Consider the following 21,374-nt stretch of genomic DNA (forward strand, 5'->3'; position numbering starts at 1 on the left):
AGGCACCGTTCTGAGGCGGGATGAGATTTGCGCAAGGTACAACCTATATAGGCGATCCTGCGCGCTCCCGCCAGCGGGCGATGTTCGCCCGCCTCACATGTCGTTGCCGTCAAGCCCGGCCCTACTCCGCCGCCAGCTTGCGCGCGTCGATGTCGTTGTTGATCACCATGTCGCGCTCGACGTCGGTGAGCTCGACGTTGAGACCCAGCGAGCGGATTTCCTTCACGAGAACGTTGAAGCTCTCCGGGATACCCGCCTCGAACGTGTCGTCGCCGCGCACGATGGACTCGTAGACCTTCGTGCGGCCCGCGACGTCGTCCGACTTCACCGTCAGCATTTCCTGCAGGGTGTAGGCCGCGCCGTACGCCTCGAGCGCCCAGACCTCCATCTCGCCGAAGCGCTGGCCGCCGAACTGCGCCTTGCCGCCCAGCGGCTGCTGGGTGACGAGCGAGTACGGGCCGATCGACCGGGCGTGGATCTTGTCGTCGACCAGATGGTGGAGCTTCAGCATGTAGATGTAGCCCACCGTCACCGGCCGGTCGAACTGCTCGCCCGTGCGCCCGTCGAAGAGGGTCGACTGGCCGGAGCCGTTGAGACCCGCCTTCTCCAGCATCTTGACGATGTCCGGCTCGCGGGCACCATCGAACACCGGGGTCGCGATCGGCACGCCCTTGGTCAGCTGCTCGCCCAGACGCATCACCGAGTCGTCGTCATATTCGGCGATCGGCTCGGAGGTGCCGCCGTCGTAGACGTCGAGCATCGTGGTGCGCAGCTCGCCCGTGTCGCCGGACTCCTTGGCCAGACGCACCAGCTCGCCGATCTTGCGGCCCATGCCCGCACACGCCCAGCCGAGGTGCGTCTCCAGGATCTGGCCCACGTTCATGCGCGACGGCACGCCCAGCGGGTTCAGCACGATGTCGACGTGGGTGCCGTCCTCGAGGAACGGCATGTCCTCGCACGGCACGATCTTCGACACGACACCCTTGTTGCCGTGACGGCCGGCCATCTTGTCGCCCGGCTGGATCTTGCGCTTCACCGCCACGAAGACCTTGACCATCTTCATGACGCCCGGGGGCAGCTCGTCGCCGCGCTGCAGCTTCTCGACCTTGTCCAGGAAGCGCTCCTCGAAGCGCTTCTTGGCCTGGTCGTACTGGTCGCGCATGGCCTCGATGTCGGCCTGGAGCTGCTCGTCGGCGAGGGCGAACATCCACCACTGCGAGCGGGGGGTGTTCTCCAGCGCGTCGGCGGTGATCTGCGAGTCGGCCTTGAAGCCGCGCGGGCCGGACACCGCGACCTGACCCTGCAGCATCTCGGAGAGACGGGCGAAGGTGTTGCGGTCGAGGATGGCCTGCTCGTCGTCGCGGTCCTTGGCGAGACGCTCGATCTCCTCGCGCTCGATCGCCTGGGCGCGCTCGTCCTTCTCGATGCCGTGGCGGTTGAAGACACGCACCTCGACGATGGTGCCGACCACGCCCGGCGGGACACGCAGCGAGGTGTCGCGCACGTCGGAGGCCTTCTCGCCGAAGATCGCGCGGAGAAGCTTCTCCTCCGGCGTCATCGGCGACTCGCCCTTCGGCGTGATCTTGCCGACGAGGATGTCACCCGCCTGCACTTCCGCGCCGATGTAGGCGATGCCCGCCTCGTCGAGGTTCCGGAGCGCCTCTTCCGAGACGTTCGGGATGTCGCGCGTGATCTCCTCGGGGCCGAGCTTGGTGTCACGGGCGGCGACCTCGAACTCCTCGATGTGGATCGAGGTGAAGACGTCGTCGCGCACGATGCGCTCGGAGAGGAGGATCGAGTCCTCGAAGTTGTAGCCGTTCCACGGCATGAACGCGACGAGCACGTTCCGGCCGAGCGCCAGGTCGCCGAGCTCCGTCGACGGGCCGTCGGCGATGATCTCGCCCTTGGCGACCGCGTCGCCCACGCGCACCAGCGGACGCTGGTTGACGGTGGTGTTCTGGTTCGACCGCTGGAACTTCATCAGCTGGTAGATGTCGACGCCCGACTTGGTGGGGTCGAGATCTTCCGTGGCGCGGATGACGATACGGGTCGCGTCCACCTGGTCGACGACGCCGGTCCGCTTGGCGGCGATCGCGGCGCCGGAGTCCCGGGCGACGATCGGCTCCATGCCGGTGCCGACGAACGGCGCCTCGGCACGCACCAGCGGCACGGCCTGACGCTGCATGTTCGAGCCCATCAGCGCGCGGTTGGCGTCGTCGTTCTCGAGGAACGGAATCAGCGCCGCGGCGACGGACACGAGCTGCTTGGGCGACACGTCCATGTACTCGACACGGTCGGCCGGCATCATCGTCACGTCGCCGGCGTGGCGCGCGACGGTGAGCTCGTCGGCGAAGCGGCCGTCCTCGAGGAGCGGCGCGTTCGCCTGCGCGACCGGGTGCTTCTGCTCCTCCATGGCGGAGAGGTAGACCACCTCGTCCGACACGACGCCGTCCTTCACCTTGCGGTAGGGCGCCTCGATGAAGCCGTACTTGTTGACGCGCGCGAACGTCGCCAGCGAGTTGATCAGGCCGATGTTCGGGCCTTCCGGCGTCTCGATCGGGCAGATGCGGCCGTAGTGGGTCGGGTGCACGTCGCGCACCTCGAAGCCGGCACGCTCGCGGGTCAGACCGCCCGGGCCGAGGGCCGAGAGGCGGCGCTTGTGCGTCACCTCGGACAGCGGGTTCGTCTGGTCCATGAACTGCGAGAGCTGCGAGGAGCCGAAGAACTCACGCACCGCGGCCGCGGCGGGCTTCGCGTTGATGAGATCCTGCGGCATCACCGTCTCGATCTCGACGGAGGACATGCGCTCCTTGATGGCGCGCTCCATCCTGAGGAGGCCCAGGCGGTACTGGTTCTCCATCAGCTCACCGACCGAGCGGACACGGCGGTTGCCTAGGTTGTCGATGTCGTCGATCTCGCCCTTGCCGTCGCGCAGGTCGATCAGCGTCTTGATGACCGCCATGATGTCCTCCTTGCGCAGCGTCCGCTGCGTGTCGGGGGCATCGAGGTCGAGGCGCATGTTCATCTTCACGCGGCCGACGGCGGAGAGGTCGTAGCGCTCCGGATCGAAGAACAGCGAGGCGAACATGGCCTCGGCGGTCTCGATCGTCGGCGGCTCGCCGGGACGCATCACGCGGTAGATGTCGAACAGCGCCTGCTCGCGGGTCTCGTTCTTGTCCGCGGACAGCGTCTTGACGACGTAGTCGCCCTTCGTGACGTGGTCGATGTCGAGGACGGTGATCTCCTGGAGACCGGTCTCCAGCAGCTTGCCGAGGCCCTTCTCGTCGAGCTCCGTGCCGGCTTCGGCGTAGATCTCGCCCGTCTCGAAGTTGACGATGTCGTCGCCGAGGTAGCGGCCGTACAGCTCGTCGTCGGAGACGCGGAGCGCCTTCACGCCCTTCTCGGTGAGCTGCTTGATCGTCCGGGCCGTGATCTTGCGGCCCTCCTCGATCACGAGCTCGCCCGTGTCGGCGTCGACGAGGTCGGTGTTGGCCTTCTGGCCCTTCAGGCGGTCGCCCTCGAACGGCATGCGCCAGCCGTCGCCGTCACGGGTGTACGTGACGCGCTCGTAGAAGGTGTGCAGGATCTCCTCGGGCGAGAAGCCGAGCGCCATCATCAGCGAGGTGACGGGGATCTTGCGGCGGCGGTCGATACGCGCGTGGACGATGTCCTTGGCGTCGAACTCGATGTCGAGCCAGGAGCCACGGTAGGGAATGACGCGGCCGGCGAAGAGCAGCTTGCCCGACGAATGGGTCTTGCCCTTGTCGTGGTCGAAGAAGACGCCCGGCGAGCGGTGCATCTGCGAGACGATCACGCGCTCCGTGCCGTTGACGATGAACGTGCCGTTCTCCGTCATGAGCGGCATGTCGCCCATGTAGACGTCTTGCTCTTTGAATTCCTTGGGGCTCTTGGCACCCGTGTCCTCGTCGACGTCGAACACGACGAGACGAAGCTTCACCTTCAAGGGCGCCGCGAACGTGATGTCGCGCTGGCGGCACTCGTCGACGTCGAACTTCGGCGCCTCGAACTCGTAGTCCACGAACTCCAGCATGGCCGTGCCGGCGAAGTCGGAGATCGGGAAGACAGAGCGGAACACGCCCTCCAGACCCTCGTCGCCGCGGCCGCCCTCAGGCTTGTCCACCATGAGGAACTGGTCGTAGGACGCTTTTTGCACCTCGATCAGGTTCGGCATCTCCGTGACCTCACGGATGGAGCCGAAATATTTTCGGACCTGCTTACGACCTGAGAACGCCTGCGTCATACCTTGCCCCCTCTCGGCGCGGGGTGATCCCGCGGAACGCGTCGTCGCCCATTACGACGCGAAAGGCCGGCGCTCGCGTCGGAGCGCCGGCGATTGATCGTCGGCCGGGCGAACCCGGCCGGACGGCGGCCGGAGGCCGCCAACGCCGAGGCGTGCTTACTTAAGCTCGACCTTCGCGCCAGCTTCCTCGAGCTGCTTCTTGATCTTCTCGGCCTCGTCCTTGGACGCGGCTTCCTTCACCGTCTTAGGAGCGCCCTCGACGAGGTCCTTGGCCTCCTTGAGGCCGAGGCCCGTGATCGCACGGACTTCCTTGATGACGTTGATCTTCTTGTCGCCCGCGTTCGCGAGGACGACGTCGAACTCGGTCTTCTCCTCGGCCGGGGCCGCAGCCTCGGCACCGCCGCCCATGCCCATCATCGGCATGGCCATCGCCGGAGCGGCCGCAGCAGCGGTGACGCCCCAACCGTCCTCGAGACGCTTCACGAGGTCGGACACTTCGAGGACCGTGAGCTGCGACAGCTGCTCGTACAGGCTTTCGATATCTGCCATTTGATTTGATCTTTCCAGGTTGTCGGTTCAGTGGGCCAGGTCCAGTCGGACTTAAGCCGCCGCTTCCAGTTTCGCCTTGTAGGCTGCGAAAACACCGATGAGGTTCTGAGCAGGCGCGTTGAGCTGCGAGGCAAGCTTGTTGCCCGGCGCGTTGAGCACCCGTGCCAGGTTGGACCCCGGCATGAGGAGGACACCCAGAAGCTTGGAGCGAAGCTCTTCGATCGGGGGCATCTTGGCGAGCGCCTCGACACCCTTGTCGTCCATCGCCGACGATCCGAGGATGCCGCCGATGATCTTGAGCTTGTCGTTCTTCTTCGCGTACTCAGTCAGAACCTTGGGCGCCGCGACCGGATCGAGACCGTAGGCGATGCCCACCGGCCCCTTGAACATCTCGGACGCGACACCGCGATCGCCGTTTTCGAGCGCGATCTTGGCGAGCCTGTTCTTGATGACCTTGAACTTCGCACCAGCGTCTTTCATCTGGCGGCGGAGTTCGGTCACTTCGGCGACAGTCATCCCGATATACTGGGTGACGACCACGGAGCCCGAATTGGCGAAGACTTCTTCGAGGAAGCCCACCATTTCGCGTTTTTCGGCTCTGTCCACCGTTCTCTCCAAGACATGGGCGGTGCGGTGAGGCACCTCCCGGCTCAATGAGCTCACCGGGCCGAAGCCAGATGAGCGGTTTACACCCGTCCCGAGAGCGAACGGTCATCCCGTTCCGACCCCCGTCTATGCAGGACCATTAAGAGGCATACCGTACGCTGCCCCACCTGCAGTCTCGGACAGGCTGCCCTTCCCGGAGGAAGGGCGACCCTCGCGAGGCGACCCCGCGAAGTCCTGACGCCCGGCGCACCGGGCGAAACTCGTTGCCCGGCGCACCGGGCGGAAACCTTGCCGCGGAGATCGCCTCCGCTATCTGCCGTCCCTGCGGCGCGGTCCGGAGCCTCTCAGCCCGCGGCGCGTCCGGCGCGCTTGTCGCCGGTGATCCAGTCGAGCACGCCGGTAACGGCGCTCAGACCGAGGATCACGACGAAGGCGGCGGCGAACACGGCGACCGCCGAGACGCCCACGGTGGCGAACGAGGCGAGATGCCACTCCCCTCGCTGCCCCTCCGGCGACCACATCGCCGAAACGCCGTACAGCACCAGGAACACCGGCACGTAGGCCAGGAGCTGGAAGCCCGCGAACACGAGGGCGAACCTGACGTCCCGCCCCCGGATCAGTGCTTCACCGGACATGAGGCGAACCGCTCGTCATGGGCGGAACCGCCGTGGCCCCGTCCGTCGCGATCCGTGTCCTGTCCGTGCCTTTCGCCACCCGACGCTCCACGATGGACCGGCCCCGGGGCCGGTCGTCCCAACAGGCGCCGAGAACGGTCCCGGCGCCCATGCTCGTCGTCGTCGCGGCTGGCCGCGTCAGCTCATCAGCCGCTGCGCCAGTTGCAGTACGAACACGGTGGACGCCGCGACGAGCGCGGCGAGCACCATGCGGCGCCAGCGCGGTTGAGGCTGGCCTGCCACCCTTACTGCTCCGCAGCCATCGTCGACAGATCGACCTTCAGGCCGGGGCCCATGGTCGACGTCATCGACGCCTTCTTCATGTAGGTGCCCTTGGCACCCGTCGGCCTGGCCTTGCTCACCGCGTCGTAGAAGGCGCGGATGTTCTCGACCAGCTTGGTCTCGTCGAACGAGAGCTTGCCGACGCCGCCGTGGACGATACCGGCCTTCTCGACGCGGAACTGCATGGCGCCGCCCTTGGCGTCCTGCACGGCCTTGGCGACGTCCGGCGTCACGGTGCCGACCTTCGGGTTCGGCATCAGGCCGCGCGGGCCGAGCACCTTACCGAGGCGGCCGACCAGCGGCATCATGTCCGGGGTGGCGATGCAGCGCTCGAAGTCGATCTTGCCGGCCTGGACCTCGGCGACGAGTTCCTCGGCGCCGACGATGTCGGCTCCGGCGGCCTTCGCCTCCTCGGCCTTGTCGCCACGGGCGAACACGGCGACCTTCACGGTCTTGCCGGTGCCGTGCGGCAGCAGGCAGACGCCGCGGACCATCTGGTCGGCGTGGCGCGGGTCGACACCAAGGTTGAAGGAGACCTCGACGGTCTCGTCGAACTTCACCTTCGTGCGGTCCTTGAGGAGCTTCACGGCGTCGGACAGCGAGTAGGTGGCGCCGCGGTCGAGGCCCTCGTAGGCCGCCTGCATGCGCTTCGCGAGCTTAGCCATCGACGACCTCCAGACCCATCGAGCGGGCAGAGCCCATGACCATCTTCGCCGCCTGATCGATCGTATCGGCGTTGAGGTCCTTCATCTTCGCTTCGGCGATCTCGCGGCACTGGGCCATCGTGACCGTCCCGGCCTTCTCCTTGCCCGGCGCCTTGGAGCCGGAGGCGAGACCCGTCGCCTTCTTCAGGAAGTAGGAGACCGGCGGGGTCTTGATCTCGAACGTGAAGGACTTGTCCGTGTAGTACGTGATGACGGTCGGACAGGGCGCACCCTTTTCCATGTCCTGCGTCTTCGCGTTGAAGTCCTTCGTGAACATCACGATGTTCAAGCCGCGCTGACCGAGCGCCGGGCCGATCGGCGGCGACGGGGTCGCGGCGCCGGCCGGCACCTGCAGCTTGATATAACCGGCAATCTTCTTTGCCATCTGCTCTCCTTAACGGGCCGAGGCCCTGCCAAAGTCGGGCCCCATGCCCGTCTGCGGTTGTGGCCTGGGGATTGGCCGTCCCCTCACCTCCCGCAACTCGTCGGCCCAGCGCCAGGCGCACGGGCCGTTCAGCGCATCACTGCGCCATCTTCTCCACCTGGCCGTACTCGAGCTCGACGTTGGTGGGTCGGCCGAAGATGGACACCGCCACCTTCACCCGCGCCCGCTCGTCGTCGACCTCCTCGACCAGGCCGTTGAACGAGGCGAACGGACCGTCCGCCACGCGAACCTGCTCGCCCACCTCGAAGGTCACCTTCGGACGCGGACGCTCCACCTCCTCGGTCACCTGGTGCAGGATCCGCTCGGCCTCGCGGTCGGGGATCGGCTGCGGGCGCTGGGTGGCGCCCAGGAACCCCGTCACCTTGGGGGTGTTCTTGATGAGGTGGAAGACCTGGTCGGTCAGCGCGCACTTGACGAGGACGTAGCCGGGAAACGTCACCCGCTCCGTCTCGACCCGCCGGCCGCGCTTGACCTCGCTCACCTTCTCCTTCGGGACCAGGACGTCGTCGAAATACTCCGTCAGGCCACGCAGCTCAGCCTCCGCAAGGATCGCCTCGCGGACCTTGTTCTCAAAGTTCGTATACGCGTGGACGATGTACCAACGCTTGTTCATGTCGTTTGCCTCGGTGATCCGTCGGGGCAGCTAGCCAAGCGCCTCAACCGAGGATCTGACCGACACCCCACCCGAGGATGCGGTCCACCAGAAAGAAGAACACCGACGTGAAGGCGCACATGATGAACACCATCACGGTGGTGATGATCGTCTCACGCCGGCTCGGCCACACGACTTTCGCCGCTTCGGTCCGGACCTGCTGGAAGAACGTCAACGGATTCGTTGCCACTCAGACCCCTTTTGCCGCTTGGGCCAGACCCAGACGGCGTTCGTTCTGTTGTCGACGCAGTGAAGCCCCGCAGCACCGCCGCAGGGCTTGCCCGACACCGATCGTCGAAACATCAAGGCGCACGACCCCCGTCGGCGCCTCGCGGAGGCCGTACCTAACAATCGTTCGATTGAGATGCAACCCCTGGAAGGGCATCTGCGTTGAAGCGCCCAACAAAAAAGTGAGCCGGCTTCGACGGGCACCTTCGGCGGGCGCTGGCGACCGGCGCTTTACGACTGGCAGGGGCGGAGGGACTCGAACCCCCGGCCTACGGTTTTGGAGACCGCCGCTCTACCAACTGAGCTACACCCCTATCTGAGCCCTGCAATAAGGGGTGTCGGCCCGCGCCGCAAGATCATTCGGCACCGATCCGCGCATTGCGTGACCCTGCGTCCCCGATTCCGCCCCGCGGCGCGTCCCGGACGGGCGGCGATCCGCCCCTAGATCCGTACCCGCCGCTACTTCTCGAACCGCCAGCGGCGGCGGCCCGAGTCGGTCAGGCAATCCATGATCGCCTTGTGGTCGTCCGGGTGGAACCGGTCGAGGATGTCGCCGTCGTTCAGCCTGCGGCGGCCGGGCGGCGGCGGATCCGGCGGCGCGACCCCGAGGATATCGGTGCACCGCGGGTAGGCCGACCCGTCCGCGACCTGCAGGCAGCCGACGAAGAGCACCTTCCCCTGCACCCGCTTGCGGTACCAGGCGAACGTCCCGTGCTGCGCCTTGCAGTAGCGCTTGAAGTAGTCGGTATCGAAGCGGACCAGGTCCGCGGCGTAGGCGTCCACGGCCTCGCCGGCCGGAAAGGAGTTGTACACCCCCGTCTTCACCGCCTTGCGGGCCGAGGCGTAGACGGCGAGCTTGTTGCGGCGCTCCAGGACGATCTTCACGACGTCCGGGTCCCGCAGCAGACGGGCGCATACCTCCTGCTGCTGCGACCGCCAGATCTTGAAGCCCACCACCGCGGCCTGGCCGGGATTATGGGCCAGCGCCTTGTACGCATAGGCGACGGGTTCGGCATCGCGCAGGCTCAGCGGCAGCTCGGCCAGCATGTCCGGCGGGATGTGGACCTGTGGATTGACCGTGTGGAAGATATCCGAATAGGCGCGGACCCCCGGCGTCTTCCCGAGCTGGCTGAGGAGATTCGCGGTGCCGCTCCGTCCGGTGCTCAGAAGCACGAACGCCCTGTGACCACACTCCGGCCGGTCGTCGTCGGCCACCACGTCGAGATTGCTTTCAATCGCCACGCGTCACACCGCTTCCGCCCCGCGCGCGTGTCCAGGGGAGCACGACCGGGCGCGCGGACATCCCCGCGGCCACCGCGCCCGGCGGGGACCGAACCCCATCCCAGCCCCGGTGGCCGGTGGCCGGTGGATGACAGTCATAAAGCCCCGTCCCCCGCGACCAATCACAATCGCGCCGGCCGGGGGCCGCGCCGCGGATCAGGCTGTCTCCGCCGGCAGGATCTCGGCGGTGTCCGGCACCTCCAGCGGGCGGCGCGCGACACGATAGCGCTCCGCCGCCGGCACCGACATCACCCGCATCTCCGGCCACGTGATCGCCGAGAGCGCGTTGCCGAAGACGCAGCCCGTGTCGATGCAGATCGCCCGGTTGACGCTCCGCACGCGGGTCATCGGGGTGTGACCGTAGACGATGGTCGCCTCCCCCCGGTAGTCGCGCGCCCAGTCGCCGCGGACCGGCATGCCGTTCTCGTCCACCTCCCCGGTCACGTCGCCGTAGAGGGCGAACCGGCGCACCTCGCCGGACGTCGTCCCGAACATCTCCTCCCTCAGTCCGGCGTGGACGACCATGAGCGCCCCGCCGTCGAGCCACAGATAGTCCGCCATCCCCTCGATGAGCCGGAGCGCCGCGTCGCGGAACGTCTGCGAGGTCCGCTCCAGCTCCGCCGCGGTCAGGTCGAGACCCTGGTTCAGGACCACCGGGTTGCCGGCGAGGTAGCGCCGCAGCTTGTCGTCGTGGTTGCCGCAGACCGCGAGCGCGGTGCCCGACGCCACCATCCCCATCGCGAGCCGCAGAACGTCGACGTTGCGCGGCCCCCGGTCCGTCAGGTCGCCGACGAAGATCACCCGCCGCCCGTCCGGGTGGCGCGCCGCGCCGAGACCCTCGCCGGGCGGCAGCGGATCGACCTCGTAGCCGAGCGTCTTCAGCAGCGACACCAGTTCGTCGAAGCAGCCGTGGATGTCGCCGATGATGTCGAACGGCCCGGCGTCGTCGCGCCGGTCGACCGGCGGCCGCGCGGCACCCGCTTCGGCGCGCCGGCGCGCCATCGTACCGCCGCGCCCGCGCCTGCCGGATGAATGATCGTTCAAGAGTCTCGGCCCCTCACTGTTGCCCCGGCGGCCAATCGGGACGCCGCAGGTCGCTGCCCGCACCGGGCCGGATCAGGCGAACCTAGCGCCCCTTTATCCCGGGCCCAGGTCGCGCCGTGGCGGTCGCCGCCCCTTCGGGCCCGTGAGGAAGCGCCTACCCGGCGTCACCACCGCTGTCGCCGGGCGGGGCGACGAGACCGTCGAGGAAGACGTCGAGCAGGCGGATGACGCTGTCCTGCCACCCCGGCTGATCGCCGGAATAGCAGAGGCTGATCATGACCCGCAGCAGATCCTCCGAGGACACCCCGCTCCGGATCGCGCCGGCCGCCACCGCGCGCTCCATCATCTCGGCGAGCGCCTTGCGGATGCGCGCGCCGGAATCGACGTAGATCTCCGCCGAGCTGTCGAGGGCGGGCGCGAGCGCCGCCACCATCCCCCGCTTGGTCGCCACCATCTGGACGCTCGCGCGCAGCCACGTCCTCAGCGCCGCCACCGGCCCCTCGGTCTGCGCCAGCCGGTCGGCGAACTCCACCAGCTCGTCCACCTCGTGTCGGTAGACGGCCTGGAACAGTGCTTCACGGGTCGGAAAATGGCGGTAGAGCGTGCCGATCCCGACGCCCGCCTTGCGCGCGACCGCCTCGAGGCTCGCCTCGGGCCCGCCGGCGAGGAACACCTCGCTCGCCGCCTTCAACAACTTCTCGCGATTGCGGATCGAATCCGCCCGCGGTTTGCGTTTAGGCTCGGGTCTGTTCAACGCACCACCGATTTTGACATCCTCCAACTTGAAAACGGAGGGTGCCTCCGTATATAGCCCCTCGGGCCGTGGCTTCGGCCGGGACATTTCCGCACTCTGCGTCCCCCTACCAGACCCGAAGCCCCTCCCCCATGCCTCAGGACACATGCCTCGATCGGAGGGACGATGACCCTTTCCCTGAGTTTAACAGTCAACGGCGAACGCCACGACATCGAACTGGAGGATGCACGGCCGACGCTGCTCGATGTCCTGCGCGAGCGGCTCGGTCTGACGGACACCAAGAAGGGGTGTGACCGCGGCCAGTGCGGCGCCTGCACCGTCCTCTTGGACGGGCGGCGCGTCAACTCCTGCCTCACCCTCGCCATGAGCGCCGACGGCGCGGCCGTCACGACCATCGAAGGCGTCGCGGACGGCGGGACGCTCCATCCCGTCCAGGCCGCGTTCATCGAGAACGACGCGTTCCAGTGCGGCTACTGCACGCCCGGCCAGATCATGAGCGCCATCGGCCTCATCGCCGAGGGCGACGCCGGCACCGACCCGGAGCGCATCCGCGAAGGGATGAGCGGCAACATCTGCCGCTGCGCCGCCTACCCCGGCATCACCGATGCCGTCCTCGACGCCCAGACGCGCCTCGCGCAAAGCCAACGGAAAAGCGCATGAACGTCTTCGACTACGTCCGTCCCGCCACGGTCGCGGAGGCGGTCGCGGCGGCATCGGCCGGTGACGCGGCCTACCTCGCCGGCGGCACCAACCTCCTCGACCTCATGAAGACCGGCGCGAGCCGCCCCGCCCGCATCATCGACATCACCCGCCTGCCGGGTCTCGACCGGATCGAGACGCTGGCCGACGGGTCGATCCGCATCGGCGCCCTCGTCCGGAACGCCGACCTCGCCCGCAACCCCGACTTCGCGCACGCCGCGCCCGCCGTGGCCGAGGCGCTGCTCGCCGGCGCGTCGGCCCAGCTCCGCAACGCCGCGACTGTGGGCGGCAACCTCCTGCAGCGGACCCGCTGCGCCTACTTTGCCGACCCCCACAGCGCCTGCAACCGCCGCAAGCCCGGCACCGGCTGCGACGCCGCGGGCGGCGACACGCGCGGCGCGGCCATCCTCGGCTGGAGCCGCGCCTGCATCGCCACTCACCCGTCCGACTTCTGCGTGCCGCTCGTCGCGCTCGACGCGGTGGTGGAGATCGAGGGGCCCGCCGGCCCGCGCGAGGTGGCGCTCGAGGACTTCCACAACCTCCCCGGCGACACCCCCTCCGAGGAGACCCAGCTCGGCGACGGCGAACTCATCACCGCGGTGCGCCTTCCCGCCGAGGCCCTCTCGTTCCGGGCCAACGCCCGGTACCTGAAGCTGCGCGAGCGCACGTCCTACGCCTTCGCCCTCGTCTCGGCCGCGGCGGCGCTGCGCCTCGACGGTGACACGGTGACCGACGCCCGCCTCGCGCTCGGCTCGGTCGCCGCCAAGCCGTGGCGCGCGCGGCATGCCGAACAGGTGCTCGTCGGCGCACCGGCGACGGCCGAGCGGTTCCGCCGCGCCGCCGAGGCCGCCCTCGAGGGGGCGACGCCGTCCGGCGACAACGGCGACAAGATCGAGCTCGCGATCCGCGTCGCGACCCGCGCCCTCACGCTCGCCGCCGCGGGCACGCCGGAGCGCATGCCGGCGCTGCCCGGGTCCGTCTTCGCGCCCGTCGCGGCCCACGCCAACGGAGGCACAGTCCATGGCTGAGACCCTCGAATTCCCGACCGGCCACGTGCGCCTCGGCTCCAGCGCCGGCCAGCCGATCACCCGCCGTGACGGGCACCTCAAGGTCACGGGCGCGGCCCCATACGCGGCGGACAACCGGCCGGACGGCCTGCTCCACGCCGTCTACGCCGTCAGCACGGTGGCGCGCGGCCGCGTCACCGAGCTCGACGTCGCGGCGGCCGAGGCACACCCCGGCGTCGTCGCCGTCTATACGCCCGCGAACCGGCCGGCGCTGATGCGCGATCCGGACGAGAAGGTGCACATGTTCTCCTGGCGCATGGAGGCGCTGCAGGACGACACCGTGCGCTACGCCGGCCAGCCGATCGCCCTCGTCATCGCCGAGACGTTCGAGGCGGCGACGGAGGGGGCGCGCCTGCTCGCGCCGAGCTACGCGTCCGAGCCCGCGCGCATCGGCTTCGACCGCGGCGTGAGCTACGAGCCGGAGGCCGTCGGCGTCGGCGCCCCGCCGCGCCTCGAGAAGGGAGACGTCGCCGCCGGCCGCGCCGCCGCCGCCCGCACCGTCGAGGCGACCTACGTGACGCCGCACCAGTACCACAACGCGATGGAGCCGCACGCCATCGTCGCGGAGTGGGACGGCGACCACCTGACGATCGACGTGCCCAACCAGGCCATCGACATCGCACGCGGCGACTTCGCGTCCTTCTTCGGCATCCCGGCCGAGAACGTCCTCCTGCGCAGCCCCTTCATCGGCGGCGGCTTCGGCTCGAAGGCGATCCTCAACGGGCCGCAGGTCCTGTGCATCCTCGCCGCGCGCGAGCTGCAGCGCCCGGTGAAGCTCGTCATGCGGCGCGACCAGATGTTCGGCCCCGTCGGCCATCGCGGCGCGACGCGCCAGCACCTCAGCCTCAGCATGGACGCCGAGGGCCGCCTCACCGCCCTCGAGCACCACGCCGAGTCGACCACCAGCAGCTTCGACGACTTCCTCGAGCCCGCCGCCAACGCGTCGCAGAACCTCTACGCGACGCCGGCGCTGCTGACGCGCCACACCGGCATCCGCGTCGACACCGGCACGCCCGGTCCGGTACGCGCGCCGGGCGAGGCGAGCGGGTCCGCCGCGCTCGAATGCGCGATGGACGAGGCGGCCGAGGCGTGCGGCCTCGACCCGCTGGAGTTCCGCCTGCGCAACTACGCCGAGACGGACCCGGCGACGGGCCGCCCCTTCTCATCCAAGGCGTTGCGGCAGTGCTACGCGGAGGGCGCCAAGCGCTTCGGCTGGGCCGGCCGGCCGCTGGCCCCGCGGCAGATGCGCGACGACGCCGGCTTCCTCGTCGGCTGGGGCATGGGCACGGCGATGTTCCCCTGCCCGATGTTCCAGGCCGACGCACGCGCGGTGCTGCGCGACGACGGCACCGCCGTGGTCTCGCTCTCGGCCGTCGAGATGGGCCAGGGGGCGCTGACCTCCATCGCCCAGATCGCCGCCGACGGGCTCGGCCTGGAGGCCGACAAGGTGGAATTCCGCGCCGGTTCCTCCGACCTTCCGAGCGGCGGCATCGCCGGCGGTTCGGGCCATACTGCGACCGCGGGCAGCGCGGTCTTCGCCGCGGGCAGCGACGCGATCCGCCAGCTGTCGGAGATCGCCACGCAGGATCCGGCCTCGCCCCTCTTCGGCGCCGGCAATGCCGGTGTGGTCGGCCGGGGCGGCCGCCTCCACCGCGCCGACGACGAGAGCCGGTCGGAGAGCTACGCCGCGATCCTGTCGCGCGCCGGGCGCCCCCACATCGAGGGCAACGGCACCGGGGCGCGCAACCAGACGGACGCGGACGAGTACGCCATGTTCACCCACGGCGCGGTGTTCGCCGAGGTGAAGGTGGACCCGGACCTCTACCAGATCCGCGTCAGCCGTCTCGTCGGCGCGTTCGCGGCCGGGCGGATCATCAACCCGCGCCTCGCCAGGAGCCAGCTCACGGGCGGCATGATCTGGGGCCTCTCCTTCGCGCTCCACGAGGAGGCGTTCCACGACCCGCGTACGGGACGGCCGATGAACGGCGACCTCGCCGGGTACCACGTCCCGGTGAACGCCGACGCACCGTCGGTGGAGGCGCTGCTGATCGACGAGGAGGACCGCCACGTCAACGCTCTCGGCGTGAAGGGCGTCGGCGAGGTGGGCATCACCGGCTCGGTGGGGGCGATCGCCAACGCGATCTGGCACGCGACGGGCGTGCGCGTCCGCCGCTTCCCGATCCATATCGCCGACATCCTCGGCTGACCCGGTCCGGGCCGGCCCGCTCCCCGAGGCGGGCCGGCCCACACATTTTCGTAGGGCGCCCCCGACACGTTTAGGGGAACCCCTCCTCGAGAAGTTGCCTATCCTCCCGGCGACGATGTCGGCCGCCGCCGCGCCCGATCCGTCGGGCCCGGCCCACCCGTGCCCGGCCCACCCGGCCCGGCGATCGCCTCCGGTGAGCCGTATCTCCCGGCAGGGCCCCGCCTGACAGACGGATTGCGCACGCTCCGACGGAATTCGTGTGCGCGCCCTGTGCCGCCGGTCCTCCTCGGCGGTCCGGCCCGTCTCGATGGCGGGGGACCGCCTGAGCGGCACACGGCCGCGACGACGACCGTCGTTCTGCCACCCTCTCCGCCCTGGAGGTCCACCCGCCTCCGCGACGGCCCCGGGCCGCGCCGCGTTGTCGCGGAGCGCGGGCGAGACCACCCGCAATCCGGCACTTCGTCCCTCCGACACCCCGCAAAACGCGCCGCCGCCGCCCGGTCCGTCGTCGCGCCCGGCCCGCGAAAGGTCGCGGCAACGGCCGGAACGCCTCGGGCCATTGAACGTTGCATGGCATGATGATATCGATAACATGACACACAACAGGGGGGTTCCCTGCCCGGCGTCCGGCCGTGCATGGCTCCCGAGAACAGGAGGAAACCCGTGTTCCGATCCATGCTCGCCGCATGCGTCCTCGTCACCGCCATCGCCCCGGGCGTCACACCCGCCCGCGCCGAGACCGTGGCCCTCGCCACCTCCGTGCCCGACACCGGCACCAACAAGCTCTTCGTCGACACCTTCATCGAGGAGCTGAAGAAAAGCGCCCCCGACCTCGAGGTCGAGCGCTTCATGGACAGCCAGCTCGGCAACGAGCGCGAGCTCATCGACCTCATCAAACTCGGCGAGATCGAGTTCTTCATCGGGTCGATCCACTCCGCCCAATACTACCCCGAGCTCGACGCCACCGCCGTGCCCTACCTCTTTGGAAACTGGGCGGAAGTGAAGGCCTTCCTCGACGGCCCGATCGGCGAGCGCATGAGCGAGGCGCTGCAGCAGCGCGGCAACGCCGTCCCCCTCGCCTACTACTACCAGGGCGCCCGTTGGGCGACGACGCAGGGCCGCCCCTTCCGCACCGTGGCGGACCTCAAGGGCCTCAAGATGCGCATGTCCGAGATCCCGCTGTGGATCGACATCTGGTCCGGCCTCGGCGCGACCATCGCGCCGATGCCCTCCAACGAGGTCTTCTCCGCCATGCAGACCGGCGTCATCGACGCGCAGGAGAACATGCTCGCCAACATCTACGGCCGGCAGATCCACACGGTCTCGGACTACCTCATCAACACCCAGCACCTGCAGAGCTACATGACCCTGATGGTCAACAAGGACTTCTGGGACGGGCTCGGCGAGGATGAGCAGAGCGCCGTCAAGGCGGCCGCCGTGAAGGCCGGCGAGGTCACCGACGCCGCCGCCGAGGAGGTCGTCAAGGAGATCGTATCCGACATTGCCGCCACCGGCGTCGAGGTCGTCGAGGTCGATCCCTCGTTCCGCAAGGACGCGATGCCGGTCGTCGAGAAGGCCGCCCAGAGCCTCCTGGCGGACGGGGTCTGGGAGGCGGCCGTGGCCGCCGGCTCGAACGGCTCGGCCGACTGACCGATGGGTCTGGTGATGAAACGTCTCGCGAGGGCCTCCCTGGCCCTCGCCGCGGTGAGTTTCGCGTGCTTCATCGTGATGATTCTCGCTCAGGTGAGCTACCGGTACGTCGGCGTTTCCATGGTCTTCAGTGAGGAGGCCGCCCGCCTCTTCAACGTCTACGCCGTCTTCTTCGGACTGGTCTATGTCGTCTACGCAAGCGGCGACGTGCGCATCAACCTGATCGACGCCTTCTTCGACAGTCGCCCCCGGCTCGCCGTGGCCCTCTCCCTCGTCTACACCGTGCTGGCGATCATCTTCATGGCCATCCTGTGCGTCGGCTCCTGGCGGCTGATGAACTCCAACTGGAGCTGGCCGCTGCCCTCCATCAGCTTCCTCAGCAAGGGGCACGTCTACCTCGCCCCGTTCATCGGCTCCGTGCTGTCCCTCATCATCCTCGTCGGACGCGTCATCGAAACGCTCCGTCTGCGCCAACCGGTTTTCCCGCTGACGGAGGACGTGGAATGATCGCCGCCGTATTTCTCCTCGTCGGCCTCGTCGTCCTGCTGCTGCTCGGCGTCTCGGCCGGCCTCGGCATCGGCACGGCGAGCGTCGCCTACTTCGGCTTCACGCGCGGGTTCGACAGCCTGCCGTTCGAGGTGATCACGCAGCGTCTGGTCGGCACCATCGACTCCTTCACGCTGCTGGCGATCCCCCTCTTCCTCTTCGTCGGCCACATGATGAACGAGTCCGGTTCGGCCTCGCAGCTCTTCCGCTTCGCCAACTCGCTGGTCGGGCACTGGCGCGGGGGCCTGGCGCAGGTGAACGTCCTCGCCTCCATGCTCTTCGCCGGCATGTCCGGCTCCGGCACCGCCGACGCGGCCGGCCTCGGCGCGATGGAAATCAAGGCGATGCGCGAGGCACGCTACGACGACCGCACCACCATCGGCGTGACGGTCGGCAGCGCGCTCATCGGGCCGATCATCCCGCCGTCGATCGCCGGCATCCTCTACGCCGTCCTCGCCGGGGTCTCCCCCGCCGACGTGCTGCTCGCCGGCGTCATCCCCGGCATCCTGATGGCCGTCAGCATGATGGCGCTGGTCTTCTTCCTCGCCCGCCGGCGCAACCTCCCGCGCGAGACGTTCCCCGGCTGGTGCAGCCTCGCCCGGGACCTGCGCAGCGCCTTCCTGGCCCTGATGACCCCGGTGATCCTGATCGGCGGCATCATCAGCGGCCTGTTCACGGCGACCGAATCGGCCGCGGTGGCGGCGCTCTGGGCCGTCCTAATCTCGGTGTTCGCCTACGGCGGACTGTCGTTCAGGCGGTTCGTCAAGGTGCTGCAGCGCTCGGCCTTCGATTCGGCGATCATCATGTTCATCCTCGCCTGCTCGGGCCTTCTGGGGTGGATCCTGACGCGCGCGCAGCTTCCCCAGGCCATCGCCGAGGGCATCGCCAGCATCACCACGAGCCCGATGCTGACGATGCTCATCATCATCGTCTTCGCCCTGGTGGTGGGCTGCTTCATGGCCGTCGCGGTGGCGATAAACATCCTGACGCCGATCCTCGTGCCGATCGTGGTCGGCCTCGGCATCGACCCGGTGCACTTCGGCATCGTCTTCATCATGGCGCTGGTCATCGGCGAGGCGACGCCGCCGTTCGGCATGGTGCTCTTCGTCATCACCCGCGTCGCTGCGGTGCCGTTCGACTTCGTGGTGCGCTCGGCGTGGCCCTTCCTTGCCGCCATCGGGGTCGTCGTGCTCCTGGTCTGGCAGATCCCGCAGCTCGCCCTTTGGGTGCCGAACCTCGTCCGCTGAGACGGACGCGGCGCACGCACCCGAGACCCGCCGGTCCTCCCACCGGCGGGTCTTTTCATGTCCGGACCCCCGCGGCCCGTGCCGCGAGGATCGCGCAAGGACAGGGGTCAGTCGCTCTCGCGCTCGATGATGCGGAAACCGAGGTCGACGACCGCCGAGCCTTCCGACCGCCCCGTCACCCGGTCGATCAGGATGTTGGCGGCGCTGCGGCCGATCTCGTAGCGCGGGAAGCGCAGCGAGGTCAGCGACGGGGTGACGTGCTCCTGCAACTCGTTGTCGTCCGAGCCGACGATGGCGATCTCGCCCGGCACGTCGATCCCCCAGCGGCTCGCCGCAAGAATCGCCCCCGTCGCGAGGACGTCGCCGGTGAGGAACACCGCCTCGGTCTCCGGCGCGCGCTCGCGGATCGTGCGGAGCGCGTTGCCGCCGCCCGCAAGGCCCGGCGGCGCCTCGAGGACGACGTCGGGGTTCACCTCGAGGCCGGCCTCGGCCATCGCCGCCTCGAAGCCGGCGCGCCGCTCGGCCGCGCGGTCGTTCTCTTTCAGAGGCAGGCTCACGAAGCCGATCCGCCTGTAGCCGCGGGCGATCAGCCGGCGCGTCATCGCCCGAGCCGCCTCGATGTTGGAGAAGCCGACGCAGGTGTCGATCGGCGTCGAGGTCAGGTTTCCGGTCTCCACGCACGGCACCCCGGCCACCTTGATCATCTGCCGCGTGCGCGGTGTGTGGCGGACGTTGTGCAGCACCAGCCCGCAGACGCGCTGGCTGAGGAAGGCCGCCACCGCCGCCTCCTCCCCCTTCAGCGTGTAGCCGGAGTTGGCGACGAGGAGGTCGTAGTCCGGCCTCAGGATGTCGGCGACCCCCTGAATCGTCTCCGCGAACAGGGAGTTGCGCAAGCTCGGCACCACCAGTCCGACGATGTTGGAGCGGCTGGAGGAGAGGTTCCCCGCCATCCGGTTCGGCAGGTATCCGACGGTGCGGATCGCCTCCTCGATCCGGCGCAGCGTCTCGGGCGTGACGATCCGCGGATTGCGCAGCGCGCGGGAGACCGTCATCGCCGAAACGCCGGCAAGCTCGGCGACATCGGCCATGCGGGCCCCGCGGCGCGCGGTCTCGGGCGCCGCCGGATCCGCGCCGTCCTCAGGCTCTGCGCCGGGCTCGATGCCGCCCGAATCACCGGTCGCGGCGTCATGGCGCGGGGCCTCCGGGGCGCCCGCCGCACGACGGCGTCGCGGCCGCGTCGCGTCGGATGATCCCGGGACCATCTTCTTTCTTGCCATTGCGTCCTTTCCGGGCGGTTCGCCTGCGACACGGATTATGCAGCGCCAGTCCGAAAACCGCATCCCCGCAGGTCCGAGCCTCTTGCTCGCGCCGCTGGACCGAGTGTATGTTTGCGATAACATAAGACGTCCGGAAGCGCGACGCCAACGCGCCGGCCAGCCCCGTCCTGAGCCGCCGGTCCCACCCCAAGGAGCATCCATGTCCCGATCAGCCCGTTTCCGCGAGCTCCTGAAGTCTCCCCCGTTCGTCTGCATGGGCGCGCACGACGCCGTCAGCGCCAAGCTCGCGGAGCAGGCCGGCGCGAAGGCCCTCTACGTCAGCGGGTTCGCCGCCACCGCCGTGATCGCCGGACAGCCCGACTTCGGCGTCCTCACCCAGACCGAGATGTACGAGCACATCCGCCGCATCTGCCGCGTCACAAACCTCCCCGTCTTCGCCGATGCCGACACCGGCTACGGCGGGATCATGGACGCCCAGCGCACCATGCGGCTGTGGGAGGAGGCCGGCGCCTCCGTCCTGCACCTGGAAGACCAGAAGATGCCGAAGAAGTGCGGCCACTTCGCCGGCAAGGAGCTCGTCTCCATCGAGGAGATGTGCCAGAAGCTCAAGGCGATGAAGGACGCCCGCCGCGACCCCGACTTCTTCATCGTCGCCCGCACCGACGCCATCGCCGTCGACGGCATCGAGGCCGCCATCGAGCGCCTCACCGCCTACGCCGGCACCGGGATCGACGGCCTCTACGCCGACGCGCCGGAGAGCATCGAGCACCTCAAGATGCTGTCCGGCCGGCTGAAGCCTCTGGGCCTCCCGCTCCTCTTCAACATGGCCCGCTCCGGCAAGTCGCCGTACCTGTCGCTGCAGGAGGTCTACGAGCTCGGCTTCGACTACGCGCTCTGCCCGATCGAGCCGCTCTTTGCGATGCACAAGGCCGTCAAGGAGATGATGGAGACCTTCATGCGCGAGGGCCAGTCCACCAACGCCGTCGCCGACCGCCTCACCCCGTTCGACGAGTTCAACGAGTTCGCCGGACTGAAGGAGGTCATCGAGACCGAGCAGCGCTACGCGACGGCCGACTGACGGGCCATGGCGTATTCCGACCCGCCCGGAGGCTCCGGCATGAGCGACCGCCCCGCCCGCATCGTCGTCCTCGACCGCGAGACGCTGCCGCCCGAGATCACGCTGCGCGACCCCTCGTTCGCGC

The 21,374-nt window shown here is 68.9% G+C and carries 19 protein-coding genes and 1 tRNA gene; 7 read left to right on the forward strand and 13 right to left on the reverse strand.

The features are described 5' to 3' along the window. Positions 1 to 121 precede the first annotated feature (121 nt). The 12 genes from rpoB to DLJ53_RS21520 all read right to left on the reverse strand — a co-directional run bounded on the left by rpoB (position 122) and on the right by DLJ53_RS21520 (position 11,417). Positions 122 to 4,261 carry a DNA-directed RNA polymerase subunit beta gene (gene rpoB / locus DLJ53_RS21465; protein ID WP_111348991.1) on the reverse strand — a complete coding sequence of 1,380 codons (4,140 nt, stop codon included), beginning with the start codon at positions 4,259 to 4,261 and terminating at the stop codon, positions 122 to 124. Positions 4,262 to 4,417: 156 nt separating this feature from the next. Beyond that, the gene (gene rplL, locus DLJ53_RS21470; protein WP_111348993.1) at positions 4,418 to 4,810 is read right to left on the reverse strand and encodes a 50S ribosomal protein L7/L12; all 393 of its coding nucleotides are present in this window, start codon (positions 4,808 to 4,810) and stop codon (positions 4,418 to 4,420) included. A gap of 51 nt (positions 4,811 to 4,861) precedes the next feature. Beyond that, positions 4,862 to 5,416 carry a 50S ribosomal protein L10 gene (gene rplJ / locus DLJ53_RS21475; protein ID WP_111348995.1) on the reverse strand — a complete coding sequence of 185 codons (555 nt, stop codon included), beginning with the start codon at positions 5,414 to 5,416 and terminating at the stop codon, positions 4,862 to 4,864. Between the two features lie 344 nt (positions 5,417 to 5,760). Continuing rightward, positions 5,761 to 6,051 (reverse strand): hypothetical protein, encoded by a 291-nt coding sequence (locus tag DLJ53_RS21480; RefSeq protein ID WP_111348998.1) that lies wholly within the window; start codon positions 6,049 to 6,051, stop codon positions 5,761 to 5,763. A gap of 284 nt (positions 6,052 to 6,335) precedes the next feature. Further along, a complete protein-coding gene (gene rplA, locus DLJ53_RS21485; RefSeq protein ID WP_111349001.1) occupies positions 6,336 to 7,037 on the reverse strand; it encodes a 50S ribosomal protein L1 in 702 nt (233 codons plus the stop codon). Further along, the gene (gene rplK, locus DLJ53_RS21490) at positions 7,030 to 7,461 is read right to left on the reverse strand and encodes a 50S ribosomal protein L11 (RefSeq protein WP_111349003.1); all 432 of its coding nucleotides are present in this window, start codon (positions 7,459 to 7,461) and stop codon (positions 7,030 to 7,032) included. Before rplK ends, rplA begins: the two co-directional genes overlap by 8 nt. A 136-nt stretch (positions 7,462 to 7,597) precedes the next feature. Further along, positions 7,598 to 8,134 carry a transcription termination/antitermination protein NusG gene (gene nusG / locus DLJ53_RS21495; protein WP_111349005.1) on the reverse strand — a complete coding sequence of 179 codons (537 nt, stop codon included), beginning with the start codon at positions 8,132 to 8,134 and terminating at the stop codon, positions 7,598 to 7,600. 43 nt (positions 8,135 to 8,177) lie between these two features. Next, positions 8,178 to 8,363 carry a preprotein translocase subunit SecE gene (gene secE / locus DLJ53_RS21500; protein ID WP_202913270.1) on the reverse strand — a complete coding sequence of 62 codons (186 nt, stop codon included), beginning with the start codon at positions 8,361 to 8,363 and terminating at the stop codon, positions 8,178 to 8,180. 276 nt (positions 8,364 to 8,639) lie between these two features. Next, positions 8,640 to 8,715 (reverse strand) — tRNA-Trp (locus tag DLJ53_RS21505). Positions 8,716 to 8,860: 145 nt separating this feature from the next. After that, positions 8,861 to 9,643: a hypothetical protein gene (locus DLJ53_RS21510; RefSeq protein ID WP_111349009.1), complete on the reverse strand. Its 783-nt coding sequence runs from the start codon at positions 9,641 to 9,643 to the stop codon at positions 8,861 to 8,863. 195 nt (positions 9,644 to 9,838) lie between these two features. Next, on the reverse strand, positions 9,839 to 10,684 hold the full coding sequence (gene prpE, locus DLJ53_RS21515) for a bis(5'-nucleosyl)-tetraphosphatase PrpE (protein WP_111349012.1): 846 nt from the start codon (positions 10,682 to 10,684) through the stop codon (positions 9,839 to 9,841). Positions 10,685 to 10,880: 196 nt separating this feature from the next. Then, on the reverse strand, positions 10,881 to 11,417 hold the full coding sequence (locus DLJ53_RS21520; RefSeq protein ID WP_342353605.1) for a TetR/AcrR family transcriptional regulator: 537 nt from the start codon (positions 11,415 to 11,417) through the stop codon (positions 10,881 to 10,883). A 228-nt stretch (positions 11,418 to 11,645) separates the two neighbouring features. Here DLJ53_RS21520 and DLJ53_RS21525 point away from each other — a divergent pair, with 228 nt between their 5' ends. The 6 genes from DLJ53_RS21525 (at position 11,646) to DLJ53_RS21550 (ending at position 18,895) form a co-directional block, all read left to right on the forward strand. Then, on the forward strand, positions 11,646 to 12,140 hold the full coding sequence (locus DLJ53_RS21525; protein WP_111349016.1) for a (2Fe-2S)-binding protein: 495 nt from the start codon (positions 11,646 to 11,648) through the stop codon (positions 12,138 to 12,140). Next, a complete protein-coding gene (locus DLJ53_RS21530; protein ID WP_111349019.1) occupies positions 12,137 to 13,207 on the forward strand; it encodes an FAD binding domain-containing protein in 1,071 nt (356 codons plus the stop codon). Before DLJ53_RS21525 ends, DLJ53_RS21530 begins: the two co-directional genes overlap by 4 nt. Then, positions 13,200 to 15,452, forward strand: coding sequence for a xanthine dehydrogenase family protein molybdopterin-binding subunit (locus DLJ53_RS21535; protein WP_111349021.1), 2,253 nt, complete (start codon positions 13,200 to 13,202; stop codon positions 15,450 to 15,452). Before DLJ53_RS21530 ends, DLJ53_RS21535 begins: the two co-directional genes overlap by 8 nt. A 663-nt stretch (positions 15,453 to 16,115) precedes the next feature. Next, on the forward strand, positions 16,116 to 17,102 hold the full coding sequence (locus DLJ53_RS21540; RefSeq protein WP_162409455.1) for a TRAP transporter substrate-binding protein: 987 nt from the start codon (positions 16,116 to 16,118) through the stop codon (positions 17,100 to 17,102). Between the two features lie 15 nt (positions 17,103 to 17,117). After that, a complete protein-coding gene (locus DLJ53_RS21545; RefSeq protein WP_226584029.1) occupies positions 17,118 to 17,609 on the forward strand; it encodes a TRAP transporter small permease in 492 nt (163 codons plus the stop codon). Continuing rightward, the gene (locus tag DLJ53_RS21550; RefSeq protein WP_111349027.1) at positions 17,606 to 18,895 is read left to right on the forward strand and encodes a TRAP transporter large permease; all 1,290 of its coding nucleotides are present in this window, start codon (positions 17,606 to 17,608) and stop codon (positions 18,893 to 18,895) included. The genes DLJ53_RS21545 and DLJ53_RS21550 overlap by 4 nt, the downstream gene beginning before the upstream one ends. Before the next feature lie 107 nt (positions 18,896 to 19,002). On the opposite strand, the gene DLJ53_RS21555 is transcribed toward DLJ53_RS21550, so the two are convergent. Then, entirely contained in the window at positions 19,003 to 19,983 is a 981-nt protein-coding gene (locus DLJ53_RS21555; protein WP_162409459.1) for a LacI family DNA-binding transcriptional regulator, read from the reverse strand. Positions 19,984 to 20,371: 388 nt separating this feature from the next. On the opposite strand from DLJ53_RS21555, the gene DLJ53_RS21560 reads away from it, so the two are divergent. Beyond that, positions 20,372 to 21,250 carry an isocitrate lyase/PEP mutase family protein gene (locus DLJ53_RS21560; protein ID WP_111349031.1) on the forward strand — a complete coding sequence of 293 codons (879 nt, stop codon included), beginning with the start codon at positions 20,372 to 20,374 and terminating at the stop codon, positions 21,248 to 21,250. Positions 21,251 to 21,374 lie beyond the last annotated feature (124 nt).

The organism is Acuticoccus sediminis (genome assembly GCF_003258595.1).
GTDB classification, from domain to species: Bacteria; Pseudomonadota; Alphaproteobacteria; order Rhizobiales; family Amorphaceae; genus Acuticoccus; species Acuticoccus sediminis.

Bases quoted from the DNA above. Each gene is read 5' to 3' on its own strand.
- rpoB (WP_111348991.1), bottom strand. From the start codon at position 4,261: ATGACGCAGGCGTTCTCAGGTCGTAAGCAGGTCCGAAAATATTTCGGC.
- rplL (WP_111348993.1), bottom strand. From the start codon at position 4,810: ATGGCAGATATCGAAAGCCTGTACGAGCAGCTGTCGCAGCTCACGGTC.
- DLJ53_RS21480 (WP_111348998.1), bottom strand. From the start codon at position 6,051: ATGTCCGGTGAAGCACTGATCCGGGGGCGGGACGTCAGGTTCGCCCTC.
- rplA (WP_111349001.1), bottom strand. From the start codon at position 7,037: ATGGCTAAGCTCGCGAAGCGCATGCAGGCGGCCTACGAGGGCCTCGAC.
- rplK (WP_111349003.1), bottom strand. From the start codon at position 7,461: ATGGCAAAGAAGATTGCCGGTTATATCAAGCTGCAGGTGCCGGCCGGC.
- nusG (WP_111349005.1), bottom strand. From the start codon at position 8,134: ATGAACAAGCGTTGGTACATCGTCCACGCGTATACGAACTTTGAGAAC.
- prpE (WP_111349012.1), bottom strand. From the start codon at position 10,684: ATGGCGCGCCGGCGCGCCGAAGCGGGTGCCGCGCGGCCGCCGGTCGAC.
- DLJ53_RS21525 (WP_111349016.1), top strand. From the start codon at position 11,646: ATGACCCTTTCCCTGAGTTTAACAGTCAACGGCGAACGCCACGACATC.
- DLJ53_RS21530 (WP_111349019.1), top strand. From the start codon at position 12,137: ATGAACGTCTTCGACTACGTCCGTCCCGCCACGGTCGCGGAGGCGGTC.
- DLJ53_RS21535 (WP_111349021.1), top strand. From the start codon at position 13,200: ATGGCTGAGACCCTCGAATTCCCGACCGGCCACGTGCGCCTCGGCTCC.
- DLJ53_RS21545 (WP_226584029.1), top strand. From the start codon at position 17,118: ATGAAACGTCTCGCGAGGGCCTCCCTGGCCCTCGCCGCGGTGAGTTTC.
- DLJ53_RS21550 (WP_111349027.1), top strand. From the start codon at position 17,606: ATGATCGCCGCCGTATTTCTCCTCGTCGGCCTCGTCGTCCTGCTGCTG.
- DLJ53_RS21555 (WP_162409459.1), bottom strand. From the start codon at position 19,983: ATGGCCGATGTCGCCGAGCTTGCCGGCGTTTCGGCGATGACGGTCTCC.
- DLJ53_RS21560 (WP_111349031.1), top strand. From the start codon at position 20,372: ATGTCCCGATCAGCCCGTTTCCGCGAGCTCCTGAAGTCTCCCCCGTTC.